Raw genomic sequence first — 21,800 nt, 5'->3', positions numbered from 1 at the left:
CCATCTCTGCCGGCCTCCCTCACCAGCAAAGATCGTGAATCAGAAAAAGTCAGCCGTGGGAATCCCCAATCGATTCACCATCGTCGGAAACCGCTCTAGATCGGATTGCTCGCCAGCACCGATTCAAGCAACCGATGGATCACCGCCCGGGCATCGTCGATTACCAGCCCCTGATCATGGCGCAGGCGCCGCCAGCACTGGAAGCTGATCGTCACCTCAATCGCGCTCGCCAGGGAGGGGTCATCGATCACCGCCTGTGGCAGGATCGCGTGCAACGATGTGCGTTCCAGCTGCAATTGCTTGTGATAGCCCTGCATCAGAAATTCGGACTGAAAGCGCTTGATGCTGGACGAGATGCGATACGGCATGATCGTTTCGTAAATGCCAATCCGGCGATCGGCCATTTCGCGCACCCGGTCTTGCCAGCCGGTCGCCTCAAACGGCTTGAGCATGATTGGCATGACCTGCGCTTCGATCACTTCGGCCATTTCGCGGTACAGCGATTCCATCTCGTCGAAATGGCGGAACACCGTGCGCAGGCCAACGCCGGCTACCTCCGCCACTTGGGCCGCGCCGGGGGCGACGTCGCCGTCGCGCACCAGCGTCAACAGCGCGTCAACAATTTTGGCGCGGGTCGCGCGACTGCGCAAATGGCGACCGTCCAGCCCCTGATCCGGTTGAGGTTGGCGGCGGGCGCGATCGGGAGGGGATGGTTGCGATTTCATGACGGTGGTACCATGGCATAAGCAATCGGGGGCGCAGCGTCCAGCGATCCACGCTTTTGATGATATTGGCATATATAACGCCAATTAACAGCGATGAGATTTTCGCCTGTGTTCAGCCTAAAAGCTAAAGTGCGAAACTTCTTTTGTCCTTGCCCATGCTATAATATAGGAACCCTCGATGAGTGCCATTCGCCGCCTGGTGACCACCACCCTGACCAGCGCGGGGCTGCGGGACCTTCGTCGCGCGCGGCATCGGATTGCGCGGCGCATTGGGGGCAAGGCGATGACGGCGGACTTCTTCTTCCAGGTCGACGATCCCTATGGGCCGGTCGCGTTGCCTTATGTGGCGGCGATGACGGCGCGTTATGGCCTGGCCCTGCGGCTGCATCTTGTCCCCGCGCCAGAGGCAGCGGCGGCCCCCGAATTGGCGCGGCTGGAGGATTATGGTCGCCGCGATGCACAGATGCTGGCCGACGCGCTCAAGCTCGAACCAATCGGGGATGGCCGGCCCGGTGCGGCACCGATCGCCCGGGCGCAAGCGATTGCGGCGGCGGCACTGGATACCGACCGGCCAATTGAGGCGATGATCGCAATTGCCCGCGCCTGCTTGTCGAGCGCGCCCGATGCCGCGCTTGACCAGATGGCTGAACTTTATGGTCGTCTTGACGATGCATCAACCGCCGCGCTGCTGGTGCAAGGGCAGGCGACGCGGAAGCAGCTCGGCCATTATCTCAGTTCAACAACCCATTTTGAGGGCGAATTTTACTGGGGCGTCGATCGGCTGCACTATCTTGAGGCGCGGCTGCGGGGGGATGATGTGGGCGCACCGATCTGTCCGGTGCTCGATTTCGGGGCCTTGCCGCCTTCTCTGTCAGCGCCAGTCACGCGACCCCGCATCGATTTCTACCTTTCGTTTCGATCGCCCTACACGCTGGTGGCTGCTGAACGGATCGGGGCGCTGGCGACGGCCTATGGAGCCGATCTGCGCCTGAAATTCGTGTTGCCGATGGTGATGCGCGGCCTGCCCGTGCCTGGCGCGAAACGGATGTACATCACGCTTGATACCAAGCGCGAAGCCACGCGCCACGGTATCCCCTTTGGGACGATCCACGATCCAGTCGGGCTTGGCGTGGAGCGCGGGCTGGCGGTGCTGCACCATGCGATTCCGCAAGGCTTGGGCCTCGATTTTGCTCGTTCCTTTCTGCGCGCCGCTTTTGCCGAGGGGATCGACATGACGAGCGATCCAGGGCTGCTAAAGGCCGCTGCGCGCGCCGGGATCAACGCCGGGACGGTCGCTGCCGCGCTTGCGGACCCATCCTGGCAAGACGTCGCGGAGGCCAACCGCACCGATTTGTTTGCGCTTGGGCTGTGGGGCGTTCCCTCCTTCCAGGTCGATGATCGGCCCGCTTGGTGGGGGCAGGATCGGTTGTGGCGGGTCGAGGATGATCTGCGCGATGCATTGGGCTTGACGGCGATAGACAGGACACAAACATGAAGCGTTTCATCGGGATCGCGGCGGTGTTGCTCGGGCTGATCGCTGCCGGGCTGTGGCTGATGCGGGATCAGCTTGCGGTGGCGTTGTTTGAGCGCGGCATCGAGCAGGCGATTACTGGTGATCCCTTTGCCGGACGGCCCGATGGGCTTGGCGTGGCGTTATGCGGTGCCGGATCGCCGATGCCGTCGCCCGATCGGGCCGGGCCATGCACCGTGATTACCGCGGGGCGCCACGTCTATCTGGTCGATATCGGTGAGGGCGGGGTCCGCAATCTCGGGCGGATGGGCTATGGCGCGGGCCGCGTCGAAGCAGTGTTCCTGACGCATTTTCATTCCGACCATATCGATTCGCTCGGCGCGCTGATGCTGCAGCATTGGGGGACGAGCGGCTCGCCAGCACCCTTGCCGGTCTATGGGCCGCTCGGCGTCGATACCGTGGTAGCCGGTTTCAACACCGCCTACGGCCGCGATCGCGGCTATCGGATCGCGCATCACGGGCCCCAGGTGATGCAGCCCGCCGCGTTCGGCATGGTGGCGCTGCCGCAGGATGTGCCGGCCAATGGCGACCAGAAACTGATCCTGTCCAAGGATGGGTTGGAGGTCTTCGCCTTCCGTGTCGATCATCGGCCGGTCGATCCGGCTTATGGCTATGTCTTTGCCTATAAGGGCCGACGGATCGTGGTCAGCGGCGATACCAAACCCGCCAAGTCAGTCGAGCGTGCCGCGATAAGGGCGGATATTCTGGTGCACGAAGCGCTGGCGACCAACATGGTCGGCATGATGCAGGCGGCCGCCAAGAAAGCCGGTCGCACCAACCTGGAACATATCTTCCACGATATCCCGACCTATCATACCACCCCACAGCAAGCTGCCGATATTGCCGAGCGCGCGGGCGCGCGGATGCTGCTGTTGACGCATATCGTGCCGCCCTTGCCCTATTCGATCCTGGAGGGGCCGTTTCTGGGCGATGCCCGGTCGCGTTATCATGGTCGGCTGGAAATCGGCCATGATGGCGAGGAAGTGCTGCTTCCCGCCCAAAGCGATGCCATCGAGGTCCGCCGCCGGTTTTAAAGCGGCGGCAGGCGGCTCACACCTTAATCTGCATCGCCTTGATGAAGCTGCGGATTTCTTGCAGCGTGGGTGGGCGGCTATCGACCTTGATCGTCACGCGCTCGATCGTGCCCGCAAAGGGGTTGGCACCGCTATAGGCGGTGGAGACGGGCGCGCCGAAATCGCGACCGATCGACATGCCGTCATAGCTGGGTGAGGCGATGATCTTGTCGAACTTGTGCGTCGCGCGCTGTTCGCCATTGACGAATAATGTGCCGCCGCCGTCGAACGGGCGGACCGTCATCTTCTGGACATAGCGGATGACGGATTTGCCGACCGGCACTGGCCCACCGGCGATCCGTTCGGTCCAGGGGATCAGGCTGCTGTCATAGAAAAGCTGGCCGCCCTTCAGATAGATGACATAGCCCGCTGGGGCCGATCCATGCGCGACCAGCACCCCGTCCATGACAGCGGCCGGCCGATCAATCGCGATCTCTATGCTGTGATCAAGCCCGCAAACCAAGGGTGACGCATCGACCGGCAGGTAAGGCACGGGCGGGCGAAATTCCCATAACGGCCTGATCTCGGCCGTGCGCTGCTGGCTCATCTTGACGATCAGGTTGCGATCATCGAGCGGATAGACATTGTTGGCGCGCGCTGCCTTGTCCCATTTCGCCTTGAGCGAGGCGGCAATGTCCGGGTGGCGGTCGGCCAGATTGGTGAGCTCGGTCGGATCGGTCGACAGATCATATAGCGCCCAGGCATCGGCGTCGAAACTATTGCCCCGCTCATGCAGCGTCACCAGCCGCCATTTGCCCTCTTCATAGGCGCGGTAGCCGCCCAGCTCATAATATTGTTCGCGCCGCGTGGCGGCAGCAGGGGAGGCAAAGGTCGGGGCAAAACTTGCCCCGTCGACGGGCTTCTGGCGGCGGCCCTGATAGAGTTCGGGGCGCTTGACCTTGGCGGCGTCGAGCAGTGTCGGGAACAGATCGATGACATGGACGAACTGTTTGCGGATTTCGCCCCTGGCCGCGATCCCCTTGGGCCAGCTGACGATCAGCGGATCAGCCACCCCGCCAAGATTGGTGAATTGCTTGTAGAGGCGAAAGGGGGTGTTCGATGCATTGGCCCAGCCCATTGGATAATGCGGGAAGGTGTCCTTCTCGCCCATCTCCGGCAGCAGCTTTTCGGCATCGTCGAGCGGTATCGCCCGGCCGAGCGCGGACGCGAAGATATTGGGGGTGCCGGCCGGCGTCCCCTCCGGCGAGCCGCCATTGTCCGAAAAAAGAACGATCAGCGTGTCGTCACGCACGCCAAGCGCCTCCAGCTCTGCCGTCAGCCGCCCGATATTCTCGTCAAGCGAGGCGATGACGCCGGCATAGACCTCCATATAGCGCGCATAGACCTTGCGCTGCTGGGGCGTCAGGCCATCCCAGGCATCAGCACCTTTGGAGAGCGGCGGGAGCTGTGTGGTTGGCTCGACAATGCCGAGCTTGCGCTGGCGATCGATCCGATCGCGGCGAACCGCATCCCAGCCCTTGTCAAAACGGCCCTTGAAGCGATCGCGCAGCGCGGGCTTGGCGTGGAGCGGGGAGTGTGCGCCCGAATAAGCGAGCTGGAGAAAGAACGGCCGATCGGGCGTGATGGTGCGGTGGGTGCGGAGATAGCCGATCGCCTGATCGGTTAGATCATCGGTCGCGTAATAGCTGTCAGCATCGGGCCGCGCGGTGATATCGACCAGGGTGGTACCGTCAAAGATCGCACCGGGCCGGAAATAATCAGTCGAATGGCCCTGAAACCAATAGGCATGGTCGAAACCGCGATTGGTCGGCCAATTGTGGAAGGGCCCAGCCGGGCCATTGCTCGCCGACAGGTTTACATGCCATTTGCCGCACAGATAGGTGCCATAGCCGACGTCCTTCAGCACCTCGGGCAAGGTGGCGGCATCGCGGGTCAGATCGCCGCGATAACCGGGATAACCACTATCGATATCGGCGAGCCAGCCCATGCCGGCATTGTGATGGTTCAGCCCGGTCAGGAAGCTCGCGCGCGTCGGGGAGCACATCGCGGTGGTGCGGAAATTGGCGTAGCGCAGGCCGTTGGCGGCGAGCGCGTCGATCGCGGCGGTTTCGATGTCGCTGCCATAGCAGCCAAGATCGGCAAAGCCGACATCGTCGAGGATGATGACGACGATGTTGGGCGCGCCTGCAGGTGGTTTGGGCTTTTCACCGCGCGCCGGGTGCGAATCGGCATAGGATTGTGCGATTTTAGGCGGGTCACCGTCAGCAACGGCGGTTGGCGCGATATAAGGCGTCAGCTGACTTTTTACGTAAAGCCCGCCAGCCGCGACCACCGCTGCCCCGCCTGCACCCACCGCACCACCGATCAGCAGAGAGCGGCGATCAATGCCCTTTTTGCCCGCGCTATCATCCGCTGAATCCGCCATTGTCCGCCCCCTTCAGAGCTTGATCTTCGCCGTCACGGCCTGCAGCTGCATGGCGAGGCCCATATCGCCCTCCAGTTTGATCTTGCCGGTCATGAACGCCATTGTCGGATTGAGCTTGCCCTTGGCGAGCAGTTTGAAATTATCGAGCGACATCTTCAGCGTGGTTTCAGCGGCGGCATCTTCATTGGTCACCGCAGCGGCGACACCATCCAGCAGGATCACCCCAGCATCGCCAAAATCAAACTTGATCCGTCGACCGGGCACAAAGGCTTCGTTTGCCGCCATGATCGCGGTAATGTCCCCCAGCTCGGCCATGATTGATCCTTTTATCTATCGGCATTATCAGTGCCAATAACACCGGCGACCGGGCACAAGCAAGCCGGGACAATAGGAAGCGCGCGATGATTGACCCCCTTCTGATCGCTGGCTCGCCGGGCTCCCCCTATACGCGCAAGATGCTGGCGGTGCTGCGCTATCGTCGATTACCGTATCGCTTTGTTCAAATGCGCAAGGCGCTTGAAACGCTGCCCGCGCCAAAAGTGCCGTTGCTGCCGACCTTTTATTTCCCCGACGACGAATCAACGCTGGTGCCGATGACCGATTCGACGCCGATCATCCGCCGTCTTGAGCGTGAGCATGAGGGGCGTCAGGTCATTCCCGGTGATCCTGCGCTGGCGCTGATCGATGCGCTGATCGAGGATTATGGCGATGAATGGCTGACCAAGGCGATGTTCCATTATCGCTGGTCGTTCGATGCAGACATCGTCAAATCGGCGACGGTTTTGCCAAATTGGTTCGGCAAGCCGCTCACCGATGCTGAGCTGAAGACGATGGGTGACAGCTTTGCTGATCGCCAGATTGGCCGACTTGGCTATGTTGGCTCCAATGCTGTTACCGGTGCCACGATCGAGGCGAGCTATCAGCGGTTGCTCGCCATTCTCGATCGACATTTCGCCGTGCATCCCTTCCTGCTTGGCAACCGGCCGGGTGCGTCTGATTTTGCGCTTTATGGTCAGCTCACCCAGCTCGCGATGTTCGATCCCACGCCAATGGGCCAGGCGACCGGCAAGGCACCGCGCGTCATTGCTTGGGCGCATGTGATGGAGGATTTGTCCGGCGAAGAAGGGACTGACTGGGTTGATGTCTGCCATTTGCCGACAACGATCAACGCGTTGCTGGGGGAGATTGGGCGCACCTATGTGCCGCTGTTGCTGGCTAATGCCGATGCCGTGCAGCACCGCATCGGCACCGTCAGCACGCTGATCGATGGCCGGGTATGGGAACAGGCGCCCTTTCCCTATCAGGCCAAATGTCTGGCCGCGCTCCGCAGCCAGTATCAGGCGCTGGATCAGTCTGCACAGGCGCGAGTCAATCACGCGCTGTCGGGCACGGGGTGCGTGGCGCTGTTTGCGGATGGCTGACCGCTTCGTGGCGATTCCAGCGGGCCGGTATCAGCGCGGCTCCGATCGCCATTATCCTGAAGAGCGGCCCGCGCAGTGGCATGATCTGGCGGGCTTTGCGATCGCTGATGCCCCGGTGAGCAACGCCGATTTTGCGGGCTTTGTCGCGGCAACTGGCCATGTCACCAGCGCTGAATCATCGGCGCGGCCGGGTTCGGCCGTGTTCAGGCCGACCGAGGGGCCGGTCGATCTGTCGAATCCGGCCGCCTGGTGGCATTTTGTCGATGGTGCCTGCTGGTCCGCGCCAGAAGGCCCCGGCTCGACAATCGCTAACCGGCAGGATCATCCGGTGGTGCATGTGTCGCAGGCCGATGCCCTTGCCTTTGCCGCCTGGGCGGGCGGGCGCTTGCCAAGCGAGGCGGAGTGGGAGGCGGCGGCGCGCGGTGGGCTGAGCGATGCTGATTATGCCTGGGGCGATAGGCTGATGCCCGACGACCGGCTGTTGGCCAATATCTGGACGGGCAGTTTTCTGTGGTATTTCGCGCGCGGGGGTCGGGCCGGGACAAGCGCAATCGGCAGCTATCCCGCCAATGGCTATGGACTGTTCGACATGATCGGCAACGTTTGGGAATGGACGACGACCCCGGCCATGTCGGACGAAGCCCCGACGCGCGGTTGCTGTGCACCCGACGCGGCGCCGGACACACTGATCATCACCAAAGGCGGCTCGTTTCTGTGTGCTGCGGACTATTGCCAGCGTTATCGCCCCGCCGCGCGCATCGCCGTCACTGCGGGCATGACCAGCGCGCATATCGGCTTCCGCCTCGCCCGCGATGACTGACTCGACTATTGGCACTTAACATGCCAATGTTTTCGTCCGATGCCTGGGGGGTGTGGGATAGGCTGCTGGTTGGGGGATGGCGATGGTCGACGGGTGGCTGATCTGGGGCATTGCTGGGCTTGTCTATCTGCTGTTTCGAGGCTGGTATGATAACTGGCGCGGCAAGCTGACCAGTGACGAAATCGCGCATTATCTGCACTTGCTTGATGGGCGCAGTGACACGACGCCCGAAGCGATTGAACGGCTGCGCCAATTCATCGAAGCCGATGACGGCCGGGATTTCCTGATGTTCAACATCGTGAAGGCCAATCTCACCCCGGTTGCCGATCCTGTCAGTGGGGCGATGGTGCCCGGCGTTTCGCTGCTGCAGCGTTATGCCCGGCAATTCACGCCAGTGTTGATCGCCAATGGCGGGCATCCAGCGATCATTCGGCGCAAGATCGGCGGCTATATGGACAGCTGGGGCACCGAAGAGGATCCTGGTTGGACGATCATCGGGCTGATGCGCTATCGCAGTCGGCGCGACATGATGAACCTGGTGGTTGATCCGCGTTTTGAGGCTGCGCATCCGGACAAGCTCGCCGGTACGCTCGCCACCTTCTCCTTCCCGACCATGCCGATGGCGGGATTTTATGTCGGCCCGCGCCTGTGGCTGGCGCTGGTCATCGCGCTGGTGGCAGCGATCACGCACCTGCTCTCCCTCACGCTGTGAACGGGTTGCTGCCCGCCAGCACCAATCGGGACTATCGCGGTAGTCCGCTCGCCGCCCATTTTCTGCTGCTGCTCGGAATCGGCTGGGTGATCCCAGGCATGATTCACGTCTTTCTGCCCGATGGCGGGGCAGGGGTGATTGCCGGGATTGATCTCGGCAGCAATCCGGCCGCGCTGATCGGTGCTTTTGCCTGGGCGGGATCGACGCAGATTGCGCATGGGCTGGTAATGATCGCGATCGCCTTATGGTATCGGCCGCTGGTGCCGATGCTACTTGCGCTGAGCCTAGTCGAGCGCGGCTTGCTGACGCTGACGGCGTGGGTGACCAAGCCATCGCCGACTGGTCACCATCCGCCTGAACATTATGCCAGCGCGCTGCTGGTGCCGCTAATCCTGCTGTTCCTCTGGCTCTCCTTGCGGCAAAGACGCGGCTGAGGAGACCCTGCCATGACCACCAAGCTGCTCGTCAACCGCGCCCGGATTAGCGAAGCGAAACTTGCCGAGCGCGCGCCGGCACTGCTGGCCGAGGGCGAGGTGCGCGTCACTGTCGGCGACTTTGCGCTGACCGCCAACAACATCAGCTATGCGCTGTCGGGCGAGCAGATCGGCTATTGGCGCTTCTTCCCCGATGCCGAAACCGGCTGGGGCAGCGTGCCGATCTGGGGCTTCGGCACGGTAACCGAGTCGCAATGTGAAGCTGTGGCGGTCGGCACCACAATCTGGGGGTTCCTGCCCATGGCGTCCGATCTGGTGATGCGGCCAGAGCGTCTTTCGGCAAGCGGCTTTACGGATGGGGCGGCTCACCGCCAGGAACTGCCCTATGTCTATAATCTCTACGCCCGCACCAATGACGATGCGCCCGTGCTGACGGCGATGGCCGATTTGCGCAGCCTGCTCTTCCCGCTGTTCACCACCTCCTATGTGCTCGATGATTATATCGCCGATAATGCAGGGTTCGGGGCGGCGCAGGTGATTTTGGGCAGCGCGTCTTCGAAGACGGCCTTTGGCCTGGCTCATTATCTAAAAGATCGCGGCGATCAGCGCGTTGTCGGCCTGACATCGCCGGGCAATATCGCCTTTGTTGAAGGGCTTGGCTATTATGATCACGTGATTGATTATGCCGGCGTCGCCAGCCTTGATCCGGCAATACCAACGGTATTTGTCGATATGTCGGGCAATGGCGATGTTGTCGCGACGGTTCATCACCATTTCGGCGATCAGCTTAAGGCCAGCATTGGGGTGGGTGCGACGCATTGGGAAGCGCCGCGCGCAGGCCAGGCCTTGCCCGGCGCGCGCCCGGCCTTTTTCTTTGCGCCCGGCCAGATTGCCAAGCGCGATACTGAATGGGGCCGGGGTGAGATGATGCGCCGCGCGCAGGCCGCCAACATCGCCTTTTGCGCCACCTTGGGTGACCGCGTCACCATCGTTCATGACCAGGGGGGCGAGGCGATTGCGGCGGCCTATCGAAGCATGGCATCGGGCCAGACTCCGCCCGATCGCGGATTGATCCTGCGTTTCTAGGCGGGATTGCCCAGCGCGCGCCTGGCCAACAGCATCGCGACGAACAATATTGCTTCGATCGCCATTGGCGAGAGGATGGCGGCGTCACCGGTCAGCGCGAAACTATAGAGGCGGCCCAGAAAGGCGAGGCCGAGCAGCAGCATCGGCATCAGCACATAGCGGCCCTCCGCCCGCCATGCCGCGAGCAGCGCGCCGATCGCCCAGGCAGCAAAGAAACCGCCGATATCGGCGCGCAGCGTGGCGGCCGCGAGTGGCGTGGTCGCACTGGGCCCGAGTTGGGCGGCGAAGCGCGGCTGATCAAACCAGATCATCGCCCAGAGCCCGATAGCCAATACCCCGGCCAGCGCCAGAAATCCCCGAGCCACTATTTTCTGCACTGTCCTGCCCTCGCTTGATGCCCTGACATTAAACTATTGGCGTTTTGAGTGTCATTTGGTAATATGAGTCCGACTGTCGCGCGACGACAGCGGCTGGAGAGATAGCATGAAGCGAATCGTTATCGGATTGATCGTCCTGGCGGTGGCCGCTGGCGCAGCATATGCGACGTTCCAGCAGTATAAATATTATATCCCCGGCATCATTGCGCGCTGGCGGGATCCAATTGCGCCAAATCATGCGGTTACATGGGCCAAAGGGCCGGTAACAGCGCCCGCTGGCAAGCGTCCGCCCAACATCATCATCATCCTGGCCGATGATCTTGGCCATAATGACATCAGCTTTTTCGGCGGCGGGATTGCCGGCGGGCTGGTCAAGACGCCGAATATCGATTCGATCGGCCAGCAGGGCGCCAGCTACGACACCGCCTATGCCGCCAATGCCACCTGCAGTCCGTCGCGCGCAGCGATTATGACTGGGCGGTATCCGACGCGCTTCGGCTTCGAGTTCACCGCCGTGCCGGTCGCCTTTGCCCGCGCGGTCGCCGGCGGCGCGCATGGCGGGCCGCTGCCGCTGATCTTTCATGAGGAATATACCAAGGACCTGATCGACTATCCCGATATGGGCGTGCCGCACGATCAGATCACCATCGCCGATCTGCTGAAGGGCGGCGGCTATCACACGATGCAGATTGGCAAATGGCATCTGGGTGAGGCCAAGCCGTTACAGCCAACCGGCCAGGGCTTTGACGAGGCGCTTGGCTTCCTGGCGGGCGGGGGCATGTTCATGCCGCCGGAATCGCCCGATGTCGTCAATGCCAAGCTGGCCTGGGATCCAATTGACCGCTTTTTGTGGCCTAATCTGCCCTATGCGGTGCAGTGGAATGGCGGCCAGCGTTTTGCCCCCAAGGGACATCTGACCGATTATTATACCGATAATGCGATTGCCGCGATCAAGGCCAACAAGAACCGGCCCTTCTTCCTGTATCTGGCCTATAACGCGCCGCACACGCCGCTACAGTCGACCAAGGCCGATTATGATGCGCTGCCGCAGATCAAAGACCATACCAGCCGTGTTTATGGCGGTATGGTCCGCCAACTGGATCGCGATATCGGCCGGGTGCTGCAAACGCTGAAGGACGAAGGGATTGACGACAATACGCTCGTCATCTTCACCAGCGACAATGGCGGCGCGTGGTACACCGGCATCAAGGACAGCAACGCCCCCTTCCGCGGCTATAAGGCGACGTTCTTCGAAGGCGGGCTTCGGGTGCCGTTCTTGCTGCGCTGGCCCGGCAAAATTGCCCCGGGCACCAAATTGCCTGGCCCTGCGCATCATCTCGACATTTTTGCGACCGCTGCTGCCGCAGCTGGCATAGCGATCCCCAGCGATCGCCCGATGGACACGGTGAGTTTGCTGGCGACCGCCGAGGCGAAGACGCCGGCCGTGCCGCATGATCTGTTGTTCTGGCGATCAGGGGAGACCAAGGCGGTTCGCGCCGGTAATTGGAAGCTGCAAATCGCCAAGCGGCCCAACAAGGCCTGGCTCTATGATCTCGCCGCTGATCCGACCGAGCATCATAATCTGGCGCTTGCCGATCCTGCCCGGGTTGCCGCGATGCGCGCGTTAATCGCTGGGCATGACAAGGGTATGCCCAAACCGCTCTGGCCAGCGCTGATCGACGCGCCCGTCCGCATCGACGTGCCACTCAACACGCCGTGGAAGAAGGGTCAGGAATATGTCTACTGGTCGAATTGACCGGTGCGCTGGCTGACCAAAGGCACGGGGAAACGTGCAGTTGAAAGCGCGGCCTAAGGATAAGTGGCAAGATCGGCTGACGGGGTAGCTTCGACCGCCGTCGATGGATTGGCCATTCCGGGGTCGGCGGTTGGGGTCGCTGATCGTGCCGCTGGCGGGATGGCGGTGGCTGGGCCGCCGGGCGCGGCACTGCTGTCCGGGCGGGGCAGACCATCTGAGCGTGCACCCTCGCCCCCTGTACTGGCTTCCGCCCACAGAATGCGTGCCCGCAGCCGTTCCAATCGGGGCGGAAGCGATCCGGGCGGGGCAGCGATCAGCGCCGCGCGATACTGTGCACGCCGCGCCCATCGCGGGCCGACAGGCAAGTCGGATTGTCCGGTGCGCGCGATCACGTGAGCGCGGATTGCGGCGCGGGGCACGTCAACGCCTCGCCAGGCTAGCCGTCGCTTGATCCGCGTCACCAGGCGTTCGGTCGCGATTGCCCGAACCGGCATTGGCAGCGCCTGGAAGCGTTCGAGCCGTTCTGTTCGGTTCGCGGTAAGGGGCGCTACGGTCGGCATGGCGATCGGCGTGCTGGCAGCGCGTGCAGGCGGCAATCTGGTCGCGCTCGGCTTGGCTTTGGTCGCGACCTGAACCGGGGCAGGTGCTGGCGCCGGGACGAACAATTGGGCGATCACGGGGATGTCGAAATCGAAGCGATCAAACGCCCCGGCAGCGGCGGCGGTCGCGCTGGCCAGCCCAAGAGCAACCAGACCGATCGTGGTGCGCCGCATCCATGGTCCACGGCTGCCAGAACGGAAGCGCAGGCGGGCCGGCAGCAAAGGCATGGGCAGGGGCCTGTCCGGAATCATCGCCAGGCGATCGAGGAAACCAGCGCACGGTGCCGGTACGTCAAAGCGATCAAGCACGCGCGCCACGGCAGGATCGAAGCCGCTGGATTCGGGCAGGGCGGGGGGATAGCTGGTCATGCGGCGCGCATCGCCGATGGGTCAATCAGCCCGGCGCGCTGGAGGGAATCCTGCAACGTACGCCGAGCCCTGTGCAGCAGCGATTCAAACGCCTTGATGTTCATGTCGAGCGCGTCGGCGGCCATGATGTTTGACAATCCTTCATAATAGGTCAGCACGATCGCCGCGCGCTGCCGGTCCGCCAGCGCGGCAACGCAGGCGGCAACTGCTGCCCGCTGTTGTTCGGCATCGATCAGCACATCGGCGATCGGTGCCTCATCGGCGCGATCCGGCAGCGTGCCGTCACCCGCAAAACGGCGTTTGCGAATCCGGTCCAGACAGGCGTTGACCGCAACGCGGTGCAGCCAGGCGCCAATGCCGGGCCCGCCCGGACGCCAGCGCGCCGCATGTTCCCACAGCCGCGCCAACGCCTCCTGCGCGATATCTTCGGCCTCGGCGGCATCGCCCAGCATGCGATAGCCGATCCGCCGGATCGTCAGCGCATGACCATCAACCACCAGCGCGAAAGCCTGAGCATCCCAAGCAGCAAGCCGCGCCATCAGCGCGTCATCGCCAAGCGCGTCATTGCCGATCATCGCCGTTTGGCGGTTCAATCCCGTGCTATCCCGTTGTTCGTGTCATGGCCGCACAACGTGGCATAGCGACAAACCCTTCGCCATGTGTCGGTGAAACAGCCCTTGACTGTTGATCGAATGCAGATTGCCAAATGTAAGGATAATGAAGGGAGGGGCTTGCCGTCCTAACTTTTCGCGGCAGGCGGATAAGGGGGCAGCGCCGTGGGCCGGTCGAGCAGGCCATAGCGCACCAGCGCCTCGTTCCAGAAGATGGCGCGGCCAAGCGGGCTCAGCAGCGCGTGCCGCGTCTGACGCCAGCGCCGGATCATCGAATCCGATTCATTCGGGTTGCCAAAATCGGCATAGACCTTGGGTTTGTCGAGATCGCCCAGCTTTGCCCAATGCATCGAATAAGGGATGTGCGCGCTGTCGAGCGTCCGGCGGACCAGGGCGGCGCCCGCTGGCAGCGTTTGGGCGAGCAGCCCCAAAATCTGGCGGATTTTATCGATCTGCGGCGTCTGGGGCGGCAGCTGGGTAGCCTGAAGATTGCAGATGAACGGCGAGAGCCCGTCTATCTCAATCACCGCATTTTCTTCAAAACGCGTGAAGGCAAGCGAGCCGCTTGGGTTGGAGACGAAGCGGACGGTGAACACGAATGACCCCGGCAAACCCTTCACCGCGGTGCAGATTAACGGGATCGCCTTGTGCAAATCGCTGCGCGGAACCGAGAAAGAAGCGTTGTACAGCGCGCCGGGGATACCGCCGGTAATGTCGTCGCCGTGCAACTGGCTCCATATATAGCTGGTGGCGCCCCCGGGGCCCGGCTTGAAGGGCATTAATCCGGGATCAAATTGGCCCTTGTTCCGATAATAATCATAGGCCGAATTGTTATTGTCCAGCAGCTGACGCAGCACAGCGGCGGTGGGATCGGGCGGCGGTGCAGCCGCTGTCTTCCCGCTTTTCTTTGGCTTCGCCACGGTTTCTACATTGGTACTGCACCGCTCGGCCATTGCCGATCCCATGGCGCAAACGGCGTCGCCTGGGCGCATCAGGCCGGCATGGGTGGACGACACCGTGGTTTTGCCGTTGGCGGCAAAATACATGGTGTGGAGCGCGCTGGTGCCGAACGGGGCGTGCGGATCGATCGTCAATTCATAAAAGGCCGGGCTGCCCGAATAGCCAAGCCGCTTGGTAATTTTGCCAAACTGGCCACAGGACATCTCCGCCAGCCAATCGGCAGTGATCGGCACGTTGCGCTTGAGCAAGCCATAAGCGCGGTTATCCGTGAGTTCGATGGCGACGCCATTGACGATGCCCATGCCGCCAAGATGCACCAATGCATCCTCGAACATGGCATCATCACGCACCACCCGCACTGGATTGCCACTGCCGATATCGAGCTGCTTGATAGCAGAGTCGCTCAGCACGGGATGCGAACGACGTTCGATCCAGACATGTTCGCTGGCGCCGCAGATCAGATGCATGCCAAGCACCATGTTCTGCAGCCCGCCATAACCAAGCGAGGACCCATGGCTGGCCGTGCCAAAGCCGCCCGCTAATGTCGGCCCCAAATGGGTGCCGCTGGTGGTTACTGTCAGGCCAAAACCCTCGGCCCAACGCACCAGTTCGCGCAGGCGGGTGCCGCCGCTGGCGAAAGCGATGTGATCGGCGCGGGTTGGGCACCGCGCGTGAATGTCACGGGCATTCGCCATCGAGAAGCCGGCCAGGCCATCACACATCAGCTGCGACACCGGTGCGCCGATCAGCGGGGCAAAGCTCCAGCCGCGCCCGACCAGCCCGGCGGCAAAGGGGCCCTCCAGCGGTGCTCCCTTGGCCTGTTTGTCGGCCTGCATCGCCGCAACGCGCGTGATATGTTCATGCAGTCGCACCGCCGTTGCCACAAAGCGCTTCAGGCCTGACATCCCCGCCGTATCTGCCGCATAGATTCGCCCCAAATCCTCTACGCGCAGCGCTGGAAAAACAGTGTTGGGGGCGATCGGTGGAATGGTCAGATGATAATTCGTCCATGGCACAAAGGCGTCATAACTGATGCTTGGCATGAAAATTCGTTCCCCGCAGATAGGATGAAAAAGCGCGGCCGCCTGCGCGCATCAAGGAAAGCGATTTACACAGGGCGGCAGGCAGGGTTTTGCGCAGGCGAGCGCCATTGGAGGCTGAACCGGTCATGCTGTGCCGCAGCACCAGCATCGTCTTCGATTGCCAACATATCAGCACCGCCCTCCCAGCCTTTGGCTTGCTATGATGCCAGCGATTCGCCTTTATATCGCAACGCAAGGCTACAAATCGCTGCGTCCGAAAAACGTGAATTTGTTTGTAATGCCCGACCGGTAGACTAATTCTTGATGCCGGGAGCGTAACGGATGATGGAGAAATACAGGCTCGATCTGATCGGCCCGTTCGGCTTGTTCACGCCGGATGGGCGGCGCATTGATATTACCAGCAAGAAGTCGGTCGCGCTGATTGCGCTGATCATCGTTTCGCCTAGCGGCGTGCGTTCGCGTCGCTGGTTGCAGAATATGTTGTGGGGCACCCGGGAAGATATTCAGGCGCAAACCAGCCTTCGTCGCGAGTTATCTAATCTAACCAAGCAGTTGGCTGTGATGGATGCTGATCATCTGCTGGTCCGTGGCACCCAGCGGATTGGCCTGGCGATCGAGCAGCTTGAGGTCGATATCTTTTCGCTCGGCCTGCAAATGGCCAAGCACAAGTCGTCGCTTTCCAGTGATTTTCTGGAAGGTATCGATCTGCGCGATTGTGAGGAATTTGAAGATTGGTTGCGCGCCGAACGGGATCGGGTACGCGATATGATCGCGATCGACCTGCCCGAATCGGCGGACGTCCTGCCGTCGGGGCCCGAGATTCTGGGCATGGATCTGCCGAGTTCTGAAGAAATCCTCAGCAATCGGTCGCCGCGACTGCCCCCGAAACCCTCGCTGGCCGTGCTGCCCTTTGCATCATTGCCCGATGACGATGGCTGGCTTGGCGCGGGGATCGCGGATGAGCTAGGCGTGATCTTGTCGCAATACCCGCAATTATTCATCGTCGCGAGCAGCTCGGCGCGGGCGTTGGCAGCCCAGCAATTGCCCCGCCCGGAAATTGCTGACCGGCTTGGCGTGCGCTACTTGCTTGATGGCACGGTAATGCGCGCGGGCGATCGGCTCCGATTGTCGGTGGTGTTGATCAACGGGGAAACCGGCGAACAAGTATGGGCGCAGGCGTTCGAAGGCTGCACGGACGATGTGTTCGTGCTGCAACGCGAGATCGCTGACCGGATTGCCCCGCAAATCTGGAGCAAGGTTGACATAGCGGAGCGCCAGCGCGGGCTGCGGATGATTGGCTCGCCTGCGGGCGGGTATGAGCTTTACTGGCGCGCCAACGCGCTGTTTCGCAGCGGCGACAAGGAGCATCTGTTCGAAGCCACGGCGCTTGCCGAACAGCTGGTGGAGCAGGATCCCACCTGTCCCTGGGCGGCATCGCTCGCCAGTTATTGCCACAGCATCATCTATTTGCGGCGGCTGGTCCCGGATTATGAGGCCAGCCTGCGCCGGGCGATCATCCATTATCAATCGGCGATGCGGTTCGGATCGGACAATGTCGAGGCGCTTGGCTATGCGGCGGGGACACTGGTCAATATTGGCGGCGATATGGGGGTTGCTGATCGGATCATCTCGCATGCGCTGCACCTGCTGCCGGCGCACCAGCCGACATTATTCTGGGGCGGCTGGGTGGACATCGCCAGTGGCAGGCCGGATCGCGCCCGCGATCGGCTGGAACTGGCGCTTCGTATTAATCCAGCAACCGGCGCCCGCGCGCAGACATTATGCGGCATCGGCCTGGCCTGTTTGCAACAGGGCAAGGCGCAAGAGGCGTTCCTTTTCCTCCAGCAGGCAGCGCAAGACGGCAATGGCGCTTTCATCAGGCATTTGGGGCTTTACGTTGCCGCCAGTCTGATCGGGGAAACGGAAATCGCCCGCGAGGCTGCCCTTGCCTTGGGCGATGGCGATTATGCCGGGGTTATCAAGATGTTCAACGATCCGCAGCACCAGGCGCTGTTCGAACAGGCGCTGCACAGCAGAGCGATCGGCCCAATGTCAGCCTGAACTCCCCGGCGCATTGGCAGCACCGTTGGTCTTTCGAGCGATCAACATCAGCGATTAGCGCCTCATGTCGCGGCGGATGCCGGCGGCAATTTTTCACGCTTTTGGGACGCCGCATTCACAACGACCGAACGCGCATTGCGTAGATATTGCCGTCCGATACCCGAAGGTTTCGGGTCGTGTGTGGGGGGCAAGAGCCTATGATTATCGACACGCATCTGGTGCGGAGTGGCGTGGCCGCGCGCCAGATTGATTTGCTGCGTATGGTACCGCTCCAGTCAATCAGTGTTCATGGCGATGCTGCGCCGCTGGAGGACAACGCCCGATCGGAAGCCACGCTTTTTGCAACCCGGCTGACGATGTTGCGGTCTCAGGCTGCGCAGCGGCCAAGGGCCGGGGCGCGGTCGCGTATCGCCGTCAGACCCCGGGCCGTGCTGCGGGCGCGGGCACTGCCCCGACCGCTGATCGCCGCTCGGCTGCGCGGGCAAATGCTGCAACGGGCTCCAAGGTAAGCGGGGATTGGCGTTTGCCGATGTCCCTTGCGCGCTTTGGTTGGGCAAACCCGCCAGCTCCCGCTGCGCGACCGACCCGGCTGATGGCGGCCCATGGACCTTGTCCTCTTGGTCACTCTTCCTCCCCCTCCACGACAAACCGTGAGATAATGTGATGCAGATCGAGTGCTTTTATGACGACGCTATCCGGTTGCTCGAGGATGGCAATGTTGATGTCGCGGTCCATGGCCTGGCCACCCGACTGGGTAGGGAACATGGATCGGGCGCCTTGTGGAAGGACATGCGCGCGTCGCTCCAGCAGCATGAGCTGTATCGCATCCTGATGGAGGATCCCGCGACGGCGCGTTGTGTCACTAAGCCGCGCGGCTATGCCGGCGACGCCGCTTTGATCGATCTTTATTATGATCGTCAGCCACCGGCGGAGACCAGCCGGCTGGGTGCGGATATTTTCGCGGTCACCTCTGCCTTTCAGGCAGCAGAGGCGGTGCGCCAGCGGCGGCAGGATGGCGAGATGATCATCGAGCAGGCCTGGGCTGATGGCAATCAGATCTGCGTGCTGGGCTGCGGCCATTTTCGCGAAGCGGATGGCCTGATCGGCAAGGACGTCAGCAATATTGTCGCGGTTGATCATGATCCGATGGCGCTGAGTGTCGTCGATTCAAAGCATGGCGGCAGCATTGATTGCGCTGAAAGCACTGGCTTTCGCTTTCTGCGCAGGGCGATCAAAAGTGGCCGGAAATTCGATTTGATCTATGCGCCCAGCCTGACCGATTATGTCGACAACCCGGCGTTGCAGCTATTGTATCGGCTGGCCTATCCCTGTCTTGCGCCCCATGGCCGGTTCATTCTGGCGATTTTCGTGCCCAATCATCGCAGCGTCGGCTGGATGGAAGGCGTGATGGATTGGGACCTGTGTTATCGTACTGAATCGGGCCTCGCCCGGATCGCCAATGAACGTGGCTTGCGCGCCAAAACCTGGCGTGACGCGACCAGCACGATTGCCTGGTGCGAGGTGCAGCGCGGCTGAACGAGCGATTGAGGAGCATGCTGCGGCGATAGCGAGGCTCGCTGACGGGCGGGTCGCCAGCCCGCATCGTATGAGCGGTTGCTAAGCTCCCTTGATCCATCGACATCCCGCCAGTGCCGTAGAGACGGCATGTCCAATTGCCAAAGCGCGGCGAAGTTGCGACAACCCCTCAAAAATGGGGAGCGCACGCTGATGGTCTATATCCTGGGGGGCTGGCAGAGCGATTTTGCCGCGAATTGGCACCGGCAGGGAATGGATATCGCCGATGCCTTTACGCAGTGCGTGCAGGCGGGGCTCGAGGCGACACGGCTCGACGCTAGCGAGGTCGATACCGGCCATGTCGGCAATTTCACCGCTGAATTATTTGCAGGCCAAGGATTGCTCGGCGGCTTTTTTGGCTTGGTCGACCCGGCCTTTGATGGTTTGCCCAGCGCCCGCCACGAAGCGGCCTGCGCCTCTGGCAGCGTCGCCATTTTGGCGGCGACGGCAGAGATTGAGGCAGGCCGTTATGACCTCGCCTGTGTTGTCGGGATTGAGCAGATGCGCAACGTGCCCGGCAAGACAGCCGCGCAGCATCTGGGCAGCGCGGCCTGGACAGGCCATGAATTTGGCGACGCAGAATTTGTGTGGCCGCGCGCCTTTTCTGATCTTGCGGCGGAATATGATCGTCGTCATGGGCTGAACCCTGCCCATTTGCGCCGGATCGCTGAAATCAACTTCGCCAATGCCAAGCGCAATCCCAACGCCCAAACGCGCGGCTATAGCTTCTCGCCTGAAAGCTTCACCGATGATGACGCCGCCAATCCAGTCGTCGAGGGCCGCGTCCGCAAGATGGATTGCGGGCAGGTGACGGATGGCAGTGCCGTCGTCTTCCTCGCCTCGCCCGCGCGGGCCGCCGCTTATGCCGCCAAGCGCGGTATCCCCATTGAAAGTCTGGCCCGGATCGCGGGCTGGGGGCACCGCTCCGCACCGATCAGCTATGCACGCAAGATCGCGGATAGCGAGGGCCAGCCCTATGTCTTTCCGCAGGTCCGCCGCACGGTGGTTGATGCCCGCGCGCGCGCCGGCATTGCCGACATCGCCCAGATTGACGCGATTGAAACGCATGATTGCTTCACTTCGAGCGAATATATGGAAATCGACCATCTTGGCATCACGGCGCCGGGGGAAAGCTGGCGCGCGATAGAGGATGGCAGAATTGAGATGGGCGGACCGCTGCCGGTTAATCCGTCGGGCGGGTTGATTGGGCTTGGCCACCCGGTTGGGGCGACCGGGGTTCGGATGCTGCTTGATGGGTATAAGCAAGTGACTGAAACCGCCGGTGACTATCAGGTCGACGGTGCCAGGCGCGTCCAGACGCTCAATATTGGCGGTTCGACGACCACCTCGGCGAGCTTCATCGTCGAGCGTGCCGATCTTGGCATGGCGGCATGAGCGTCGTTTCGCTGTTGGCGACCAATGCGCTGGTAATGGCTGTGCTGTTCTTCATTCTTTGGCTGGTCACGCTCAAAACGCGCGATGTCACCCCGATCGACAGCGTCTGGGCGCTGGGCATGGTCGCGCTCGGCGCGGCGAGCTGGCTGCAGACCGATGGCGACCCGACGCGCAAGGCGTTGTTGATGGCGTTATGCAGCCTTTGGGGTGTGCGATTGGGCGGCTATTTGTTGTGGCGCTGGCGCAGCCATGGCCCTGATCGCCGCTATGTCACGATGTTCAGCAAGGCCAAGGATGCGAAAGGCTGGGGCTTTGGCGAGGCATCGGCGCGGATGGTTTATCTGACGCAAGCGCCGCTGCTGTTCATCGTCTGCCTGCCGGTTCAGCTCGGTCAGCTTGATACGACGCCCGCTATCGGCACCGTCGCAGCAATCGGCATAGTGGTGGCGTTGATCGGCATTGCCTTTGAGACGATTGGCGACTGGCAACTTGTCCGTTTTCGCGCCGACCCCGGCAATCAGGGCAAGGTGCTGACCACTGGCCTGTGGCGCTATACCCGCCACCCCAATTATTTTGGCGATGCCTGTACGTGGTGGGGGCTGTATCTGATCGCCGCCGAAAGCATGACCGGGCTGTGGGCGTTGCCGGGGCCGATATTGCTGACCTGGACGCTGATGAAATGGTCGGGCGTACCGACGATCGAGGGACGGCTAAAGCGGAAAAGGCCCGGATATGAGGACTATGTCCGGCGCACCAGCGGCTTCGTCCCCTGGTGGCCCAACGCAGCGTAGCAGGTCTGACGCTGGCTTTACGGCCAGGTGATCAAAGCCGGTAGTGTCCAGCGATTTAGGTTGTTATACGAAACC

General features: G+C 62.0%; 19 protein-coding genes. 12 read left to right on the top strand and 7 right to left on the bottom strand.

What is annotated here, in order from left to right; all coding sequences use genetic code 11:
- Window positions 1-95: 95 nt before the first annotated feature.
- Window positions 96-725 (bottom strand): TetR/AcrR family transcriptional regulator, encoded by a 630-nt coding sequence (locus B7Y43_RS14635; protein ID WP_374132403.1) that lies wholly within the window; start codon window positions 723-725, stop codon window positions 96-98.
- Window positions 726-903: 178 nt separating this feature from the next.
- On the opposite strand from B7Y43_RS14635, the gene B7Y43_RS14630 reads away from it, so the two are divergent.
- Window positions 904-2,220, top strand: coding sequence for a DsbA family protein (locus B7Y43_RS14630; RefSeq protein WP_374132402.1), 1,317 nt, complete (start codon window positions 904-906; stop codon window positions 2,218-2,220).
- Window positions 2,217-3,290, top strand: a complete 1,074-nt coding sequence (locus B7Y43_RS14625; RefSeq protein ID WP_374132401.1) for an MBL fold metallo-hydrolase — start codon at window positions 2,217-2,219, stop codon at window positions 3,288-3,290. Before B7Y43_RS14630 ends, B7Y43_RS14625 begins: the two co-directional genes overlap by 4 nt.
- Before the next feature lie 16 nt (window positions 3,291-3,306).
- Here B7Y43_RS14625 and B7Y43_RS14620 read toward each other — a convergent pair whose 3' ends face one another.
- Window positions 3,307-5,715 (bottom strand): arylsulfatase, encoded by a 2,409-nt coding sequence (locus B7Y43_RS14620; protein ID WP_374132400.1) that lies wholly within the window; start codon window positions 5,713-5,715, stop codon window positions 3,307-3,309.
- Between the two features lie 12 nt (window positions 5,716-5,727).
- Window positions 5,728-6,030, bottom strand: a complete 303-nt coding sequence (locus B7Y43_RS14615; RefSeq protein ID WP_374132399.1) for an SCP2 sterol-binding domain-containing protein — start codon at window positions 6,028-6,030, stop codon at window positions 5,728-5,730.
- Between the two features lie 86 nt (window positions 6,031-6,116).
- Between B7Y43_RS14615 and B7Y43_RS14610 the strand changes: the two genes are divergently transcribed.
- From B7Y43_RS14610 to B7Y43_RS14590, 5 genes are all read left to right on the top strand, one after another.
- Window positions 6,117-7,136, top strand: a complete 1,020-nt coding sequence (locus tag B7Y43_RS14610; protein WP_374132398.1) for a glutathione S-transferase family protein — start codon at window positions 6,117-6,119, stop codon at window positions 7,134-7,136.
- The gene (locus B7Y43_RS14605) at window positions 7,129-7,956 is read left to right on the top strand and encodes a formylglycine-generating enzyme family protein (RefSeq protein WP_374132397.1); all 828 of its coding nucleotides are present in this window, start codon (window positions 7,129-7,131) and stop codon (window positions 7,954-7,956) included. The genes B7Y43_RS14610 and B7Y43_RS14605 overlap by 8 nt, the downstream gene beginning before the upstream one ends.
- Before the next feature lie 82 nt (window positions 7,957-8,038).
- A complete protein-coding gene (locus tag B7Y43_RS14600) occupies window positions 8,039-8,668 on the top strand; it encodes a hypothetical protein (RefSeq protein ID WP_374132396.1) in 630 nt (209 codons plus the stop codon).
- Window positions 8,665-9,102 carry a hypothetical protein gene (locus B7Y43_RS14595; RefSeq protein WP_374132395.1) on the top strand — a complete coding sequence of 146 codons (438 nt, stop codon included), beginning with the start codon at window positions 8,665-8,667 and terminating at the stop codon, window positions 9,100-9,102. The genes B7Y43_RS14600 and B7Y43_RS14595 overlap by 4 nt, the downstream gene beginning before the upstream one ends.
- Window positions 9,103-9,114: 12 nt before the next feature.
- Complete coding sequence (locus B7Y43_RS14590; RefSeq protein WP_374132394.1) at window positions 9,115-10,188, top strand: DUF2855 family protein; 1,074 nt, start codon at window positions 9,115-9,117, stop codon at window positions 10,186-10,188.
- On the opposite strand, the gene B7Y43_RS14585 is transcribed toward B7Y43_RS14590, so the two are convergent.
- A complete protein-coding gene (locus B7Y43_RS14585) occupies window positions 10,185-10,553 on the bottom strand; it encodes a hypothetical protein (RefSeq protein WP_374132393.1) in 369 nt (122 codons plus the stop codon). The genes B7Y43_RS14590 and B7Y43_RS14585 overlap by 4 nt on opposite strands.
- 118 nt (window positions 10,554-10,671) lie before the next feature.
- On the opposite strand from B7Y43_RS14585, the gene B7Y43_RS14580 reads away from it, so the two are divergent.
- Window positions 10,672-12,321 carry a sulfatase-like hydrolase/transferase gene (locus tag B7Y43_RS14580; RefSeq protein WP_374132392.1) on the top strand — a complete coding sequence of 550 codons (1,650 nt, stop codon included), beginning with the start codon at window positions 10,672-10,674 and terminating at the stop codon, window positions 12,319-12,321.
- A 53-nt stretch (window positions 12,322-12,374) separates the two neighbouring features.
- On the opposite strand, the gene B7Y43_RS14575 is transcribed toward B7Y43_RS14580, so the two are convergent.
- The 3 genes from B7Y43_RS14575 to B7Y43_RS14565 form a co-directional block, all read right to left on the bottom strand.
- Window positions 12,375-13,289, bottom strand: a complete 915-nt coding sequence (locus tag B7Y43_RS14575) for a hypothetical protein (RefSeq protein WP_374132391.1) — start codon at window positions 13,287-13,289, stop codon at window positions 12,375-12,377.
- Window positions 13,286-13,882, bottom strand: a complete 597-nt coding sequence (locus tag B7Y43_RS14570) for a sigma-70 family RNA polymerase sigma factor (protein ID WP_374132390.1) — start codon at window positions 13,880-13,882, stop codon at window positions 13,286-13,288. The genes B7Y43_RS14575 and B7Y43_RS14570 overlap by 4 nt, the downstream gene beginning before the upstream one ends.
- Window positions 13,883-14,028: 146 nt before the next feature.
- The gene (locus B7Y43_RS14565) at window positions 14,029-15,903 is read right to left on the bottom strand and encodes a hypothetical protein (protein ID WP_374132389.1); all 1,875 of its coding nucleotides are present in this window, start codon (window positions 15,901-15,903) and stop codon (window positions 14,029-14,031) included.
- Window positions 15,904-16,224: 321 nt separating this feature from the next.
- Between B7Y43_RS14565 and B7Y43_RS14560 the strand changes: the two genes are divergently transcribed.
- The 4 genes from B7Y43_RS14560 (at window position 16,225) to B7Y43_RS14545 (ending at window position 21,725) form a co-directional block, all read left to right on the top strand.
- Window positions 16,225-17,964, top strand: coding sequence for a hypothetical protein (locus B7Y43_RS14560; protein ID WP_374132388.1), 1,740 nt, complete (start codon window positions 16,225-16,227; stop codon window positions 17,962-17,964).
- A gap of 663 nt (window positions 17,965-18,627) precedes the next feature.
- Window positions 18,628-19,500, top strand: coding sequence for a hypothetical protein (locus B7Y43_RS14555; protein ID WP_374132387.1), 873 nt, complete (start codon window positions 18,628-18,630; stop codon window positions 19,498-19,500).
- Between the two features lie 192 nt (window positions 19,501-19,692).
- The gene (locus B7Y43_RS14550) at window positions 19,693-20,934 is read left to right on the top strand and encodes an acetyl-CoA acetyltransferase (RefSeq protein ID WP_374132386.1); all 1,242 of its coding nucleotides are present in this window, start codon (window positions 19,693-19,695) and stop codon (window positions 20,932-20,934) included.
- Window positions 20,931-21,725 (top strand): DUF1295 domain-containing protein, encoded by a 795-nt coding sequence (locus B7Y43_RS14545; RefSeq protein ID WP_374132385.1) that lies wholly within the window; start codon window positions 20,931-20,933, stop codon window positions 21,723-21,725. The genes B7Y43_RS14550 and B7Y43_RS14545 overlap by 4 nt, the downstream gene beginning before the upstream one ends.
- Window positions 21,726-21,800: the final 75 nt, after the last annotated feature.

It is taken from the genome of Sphingomonas sp. 28-62-20 (genome assembly GCF_002281505.1).
This window is presented reverse-complemented; position numbering and strand designations above follow the sequence as displayed.

What these genes read in the sequence shown, in the direction of transcription:
- B7Y43_RS14560 (WP_374132388.1), top strand. Translation starts at nt 16,225, where the DNA reads ATGATGGAGAAATACAGGCTCGATCTGATCGGCCCGTTCGGCTTGTTC.
- B7Y43_RS14635 (WP_374132403.1), bottom strand. Translation starts at nt 725, where the DNA reads ATGAAATCGCAACCATCCCCTCCCGATCGCGCCCGCCGCCAACCTCAA.
- B7Y43_RS14625 (WP_374132401.1), top strand. Translation starts at nt 2,217, where the DNA reads ATGAAGCGTTTCATCGGGATCGCGGCGGTGTTGCTCGGGCTGATCGCT.
- B7Y43_RS14620 (WP_374132400.1), bottom strand. Translation starts at nt 5,715, where the DNA reads ATGGCGGATTCAGCGGATGATAGCGCGGGCAAAAAGGGCATTGATCGC.
- B7Y43_RS14605 (WP_374132397.1), top strand. Translation starts at nt 7,129, where the DNA reads ATGGCTGACCGCTTCGTGGCGATTCCAGCGGGCCGGTATCAGCGCGGC.
- B7Y43_RS14565 (WP_374132389.1), bottom strand. Translation starts at nt 15,903, where the DNA reads ATGCCAAGCATCAGTTATGACGCCTTTGTGCCATGGACGAATTATCAT.
- B7Y43_RS14610 (WP_374132398.1), top strand. Translation starts at nt 6,117, where the DNA reads ATGATTGACCCCCTTCTGATCGCTGGCTCGCCGGGCTCCCCCTATACG.
- B7Y43_RS14630 (WP_374132402.1), top strand. Translation starts at nt 904, where the DNA reads ATGAGTGCCATTCGCCGCCTGGTGACCACCACCCTGACCAGCGCGGGG.
- B7Y43_RS14555 (WP_374132387.1), top strand. Translation starts at nt 18,628, where the DNA reads ATGCAGATCGAGTGCTTTTATGACGACGCTATCCGGTTGCTCGAGGAT.
- B7Y43_RS14580 (WP_374132392.1), top strand. Translation starts at nt 10,672, where the DNA reads ATGAAGCGAATCGTTATCGGATTGATCGTCCTGGCGGTGGCCGCTGGC.
- B7Y43_RS14615 (WP_374132399.1), bottom strand. Translation starts at nt 6,030, where the DNA reads ATGGCCGAGCTGGGGGACATTACCGCGATCATGGCGGCAAACGAAGCC.
- B7Y43_RS14545 (WP_374132385.1), top strand. Translation starts at nt 20,931, where the DNA reads ATGAGCGTCGTTTCGCTGTTGGCGACCAATGCGCTGGTAATGGCTGTG.
- B7Y43_RS14550 (WP_374132386.1), top strand. Translation starts at nt 19,693, where the DNA reads ATGGTCTATATCCTGGGGGGCTGGCAGAGCGATTTTGCCGCGAATTGG.
- B7Y43_RS14575 (WP_374132391.1), bottom strand. Translation starts at nt 13,289, where the DNA reads ATGACCAGCTATCCCCCCGCCCTGCCCGAATCCAGCGGCTTCGATCCT.
- B7Y43_RS14590 (WP_374132394.1), top strand. Translation starts at nt 9,115, where the DNA reads ATGACCACCAAGCTGCTCGTCAACCGCGCCCGGATTAGCGAAGCGAAA.
- B7Y43_RS14600 (WP_374132396.1), top strand. Translation starts at nt 8,039, where the DNA reads ATGGTCGACGGGTGGCTGATCTGGGGCATTGCTGGGCTTGTCTATCTG.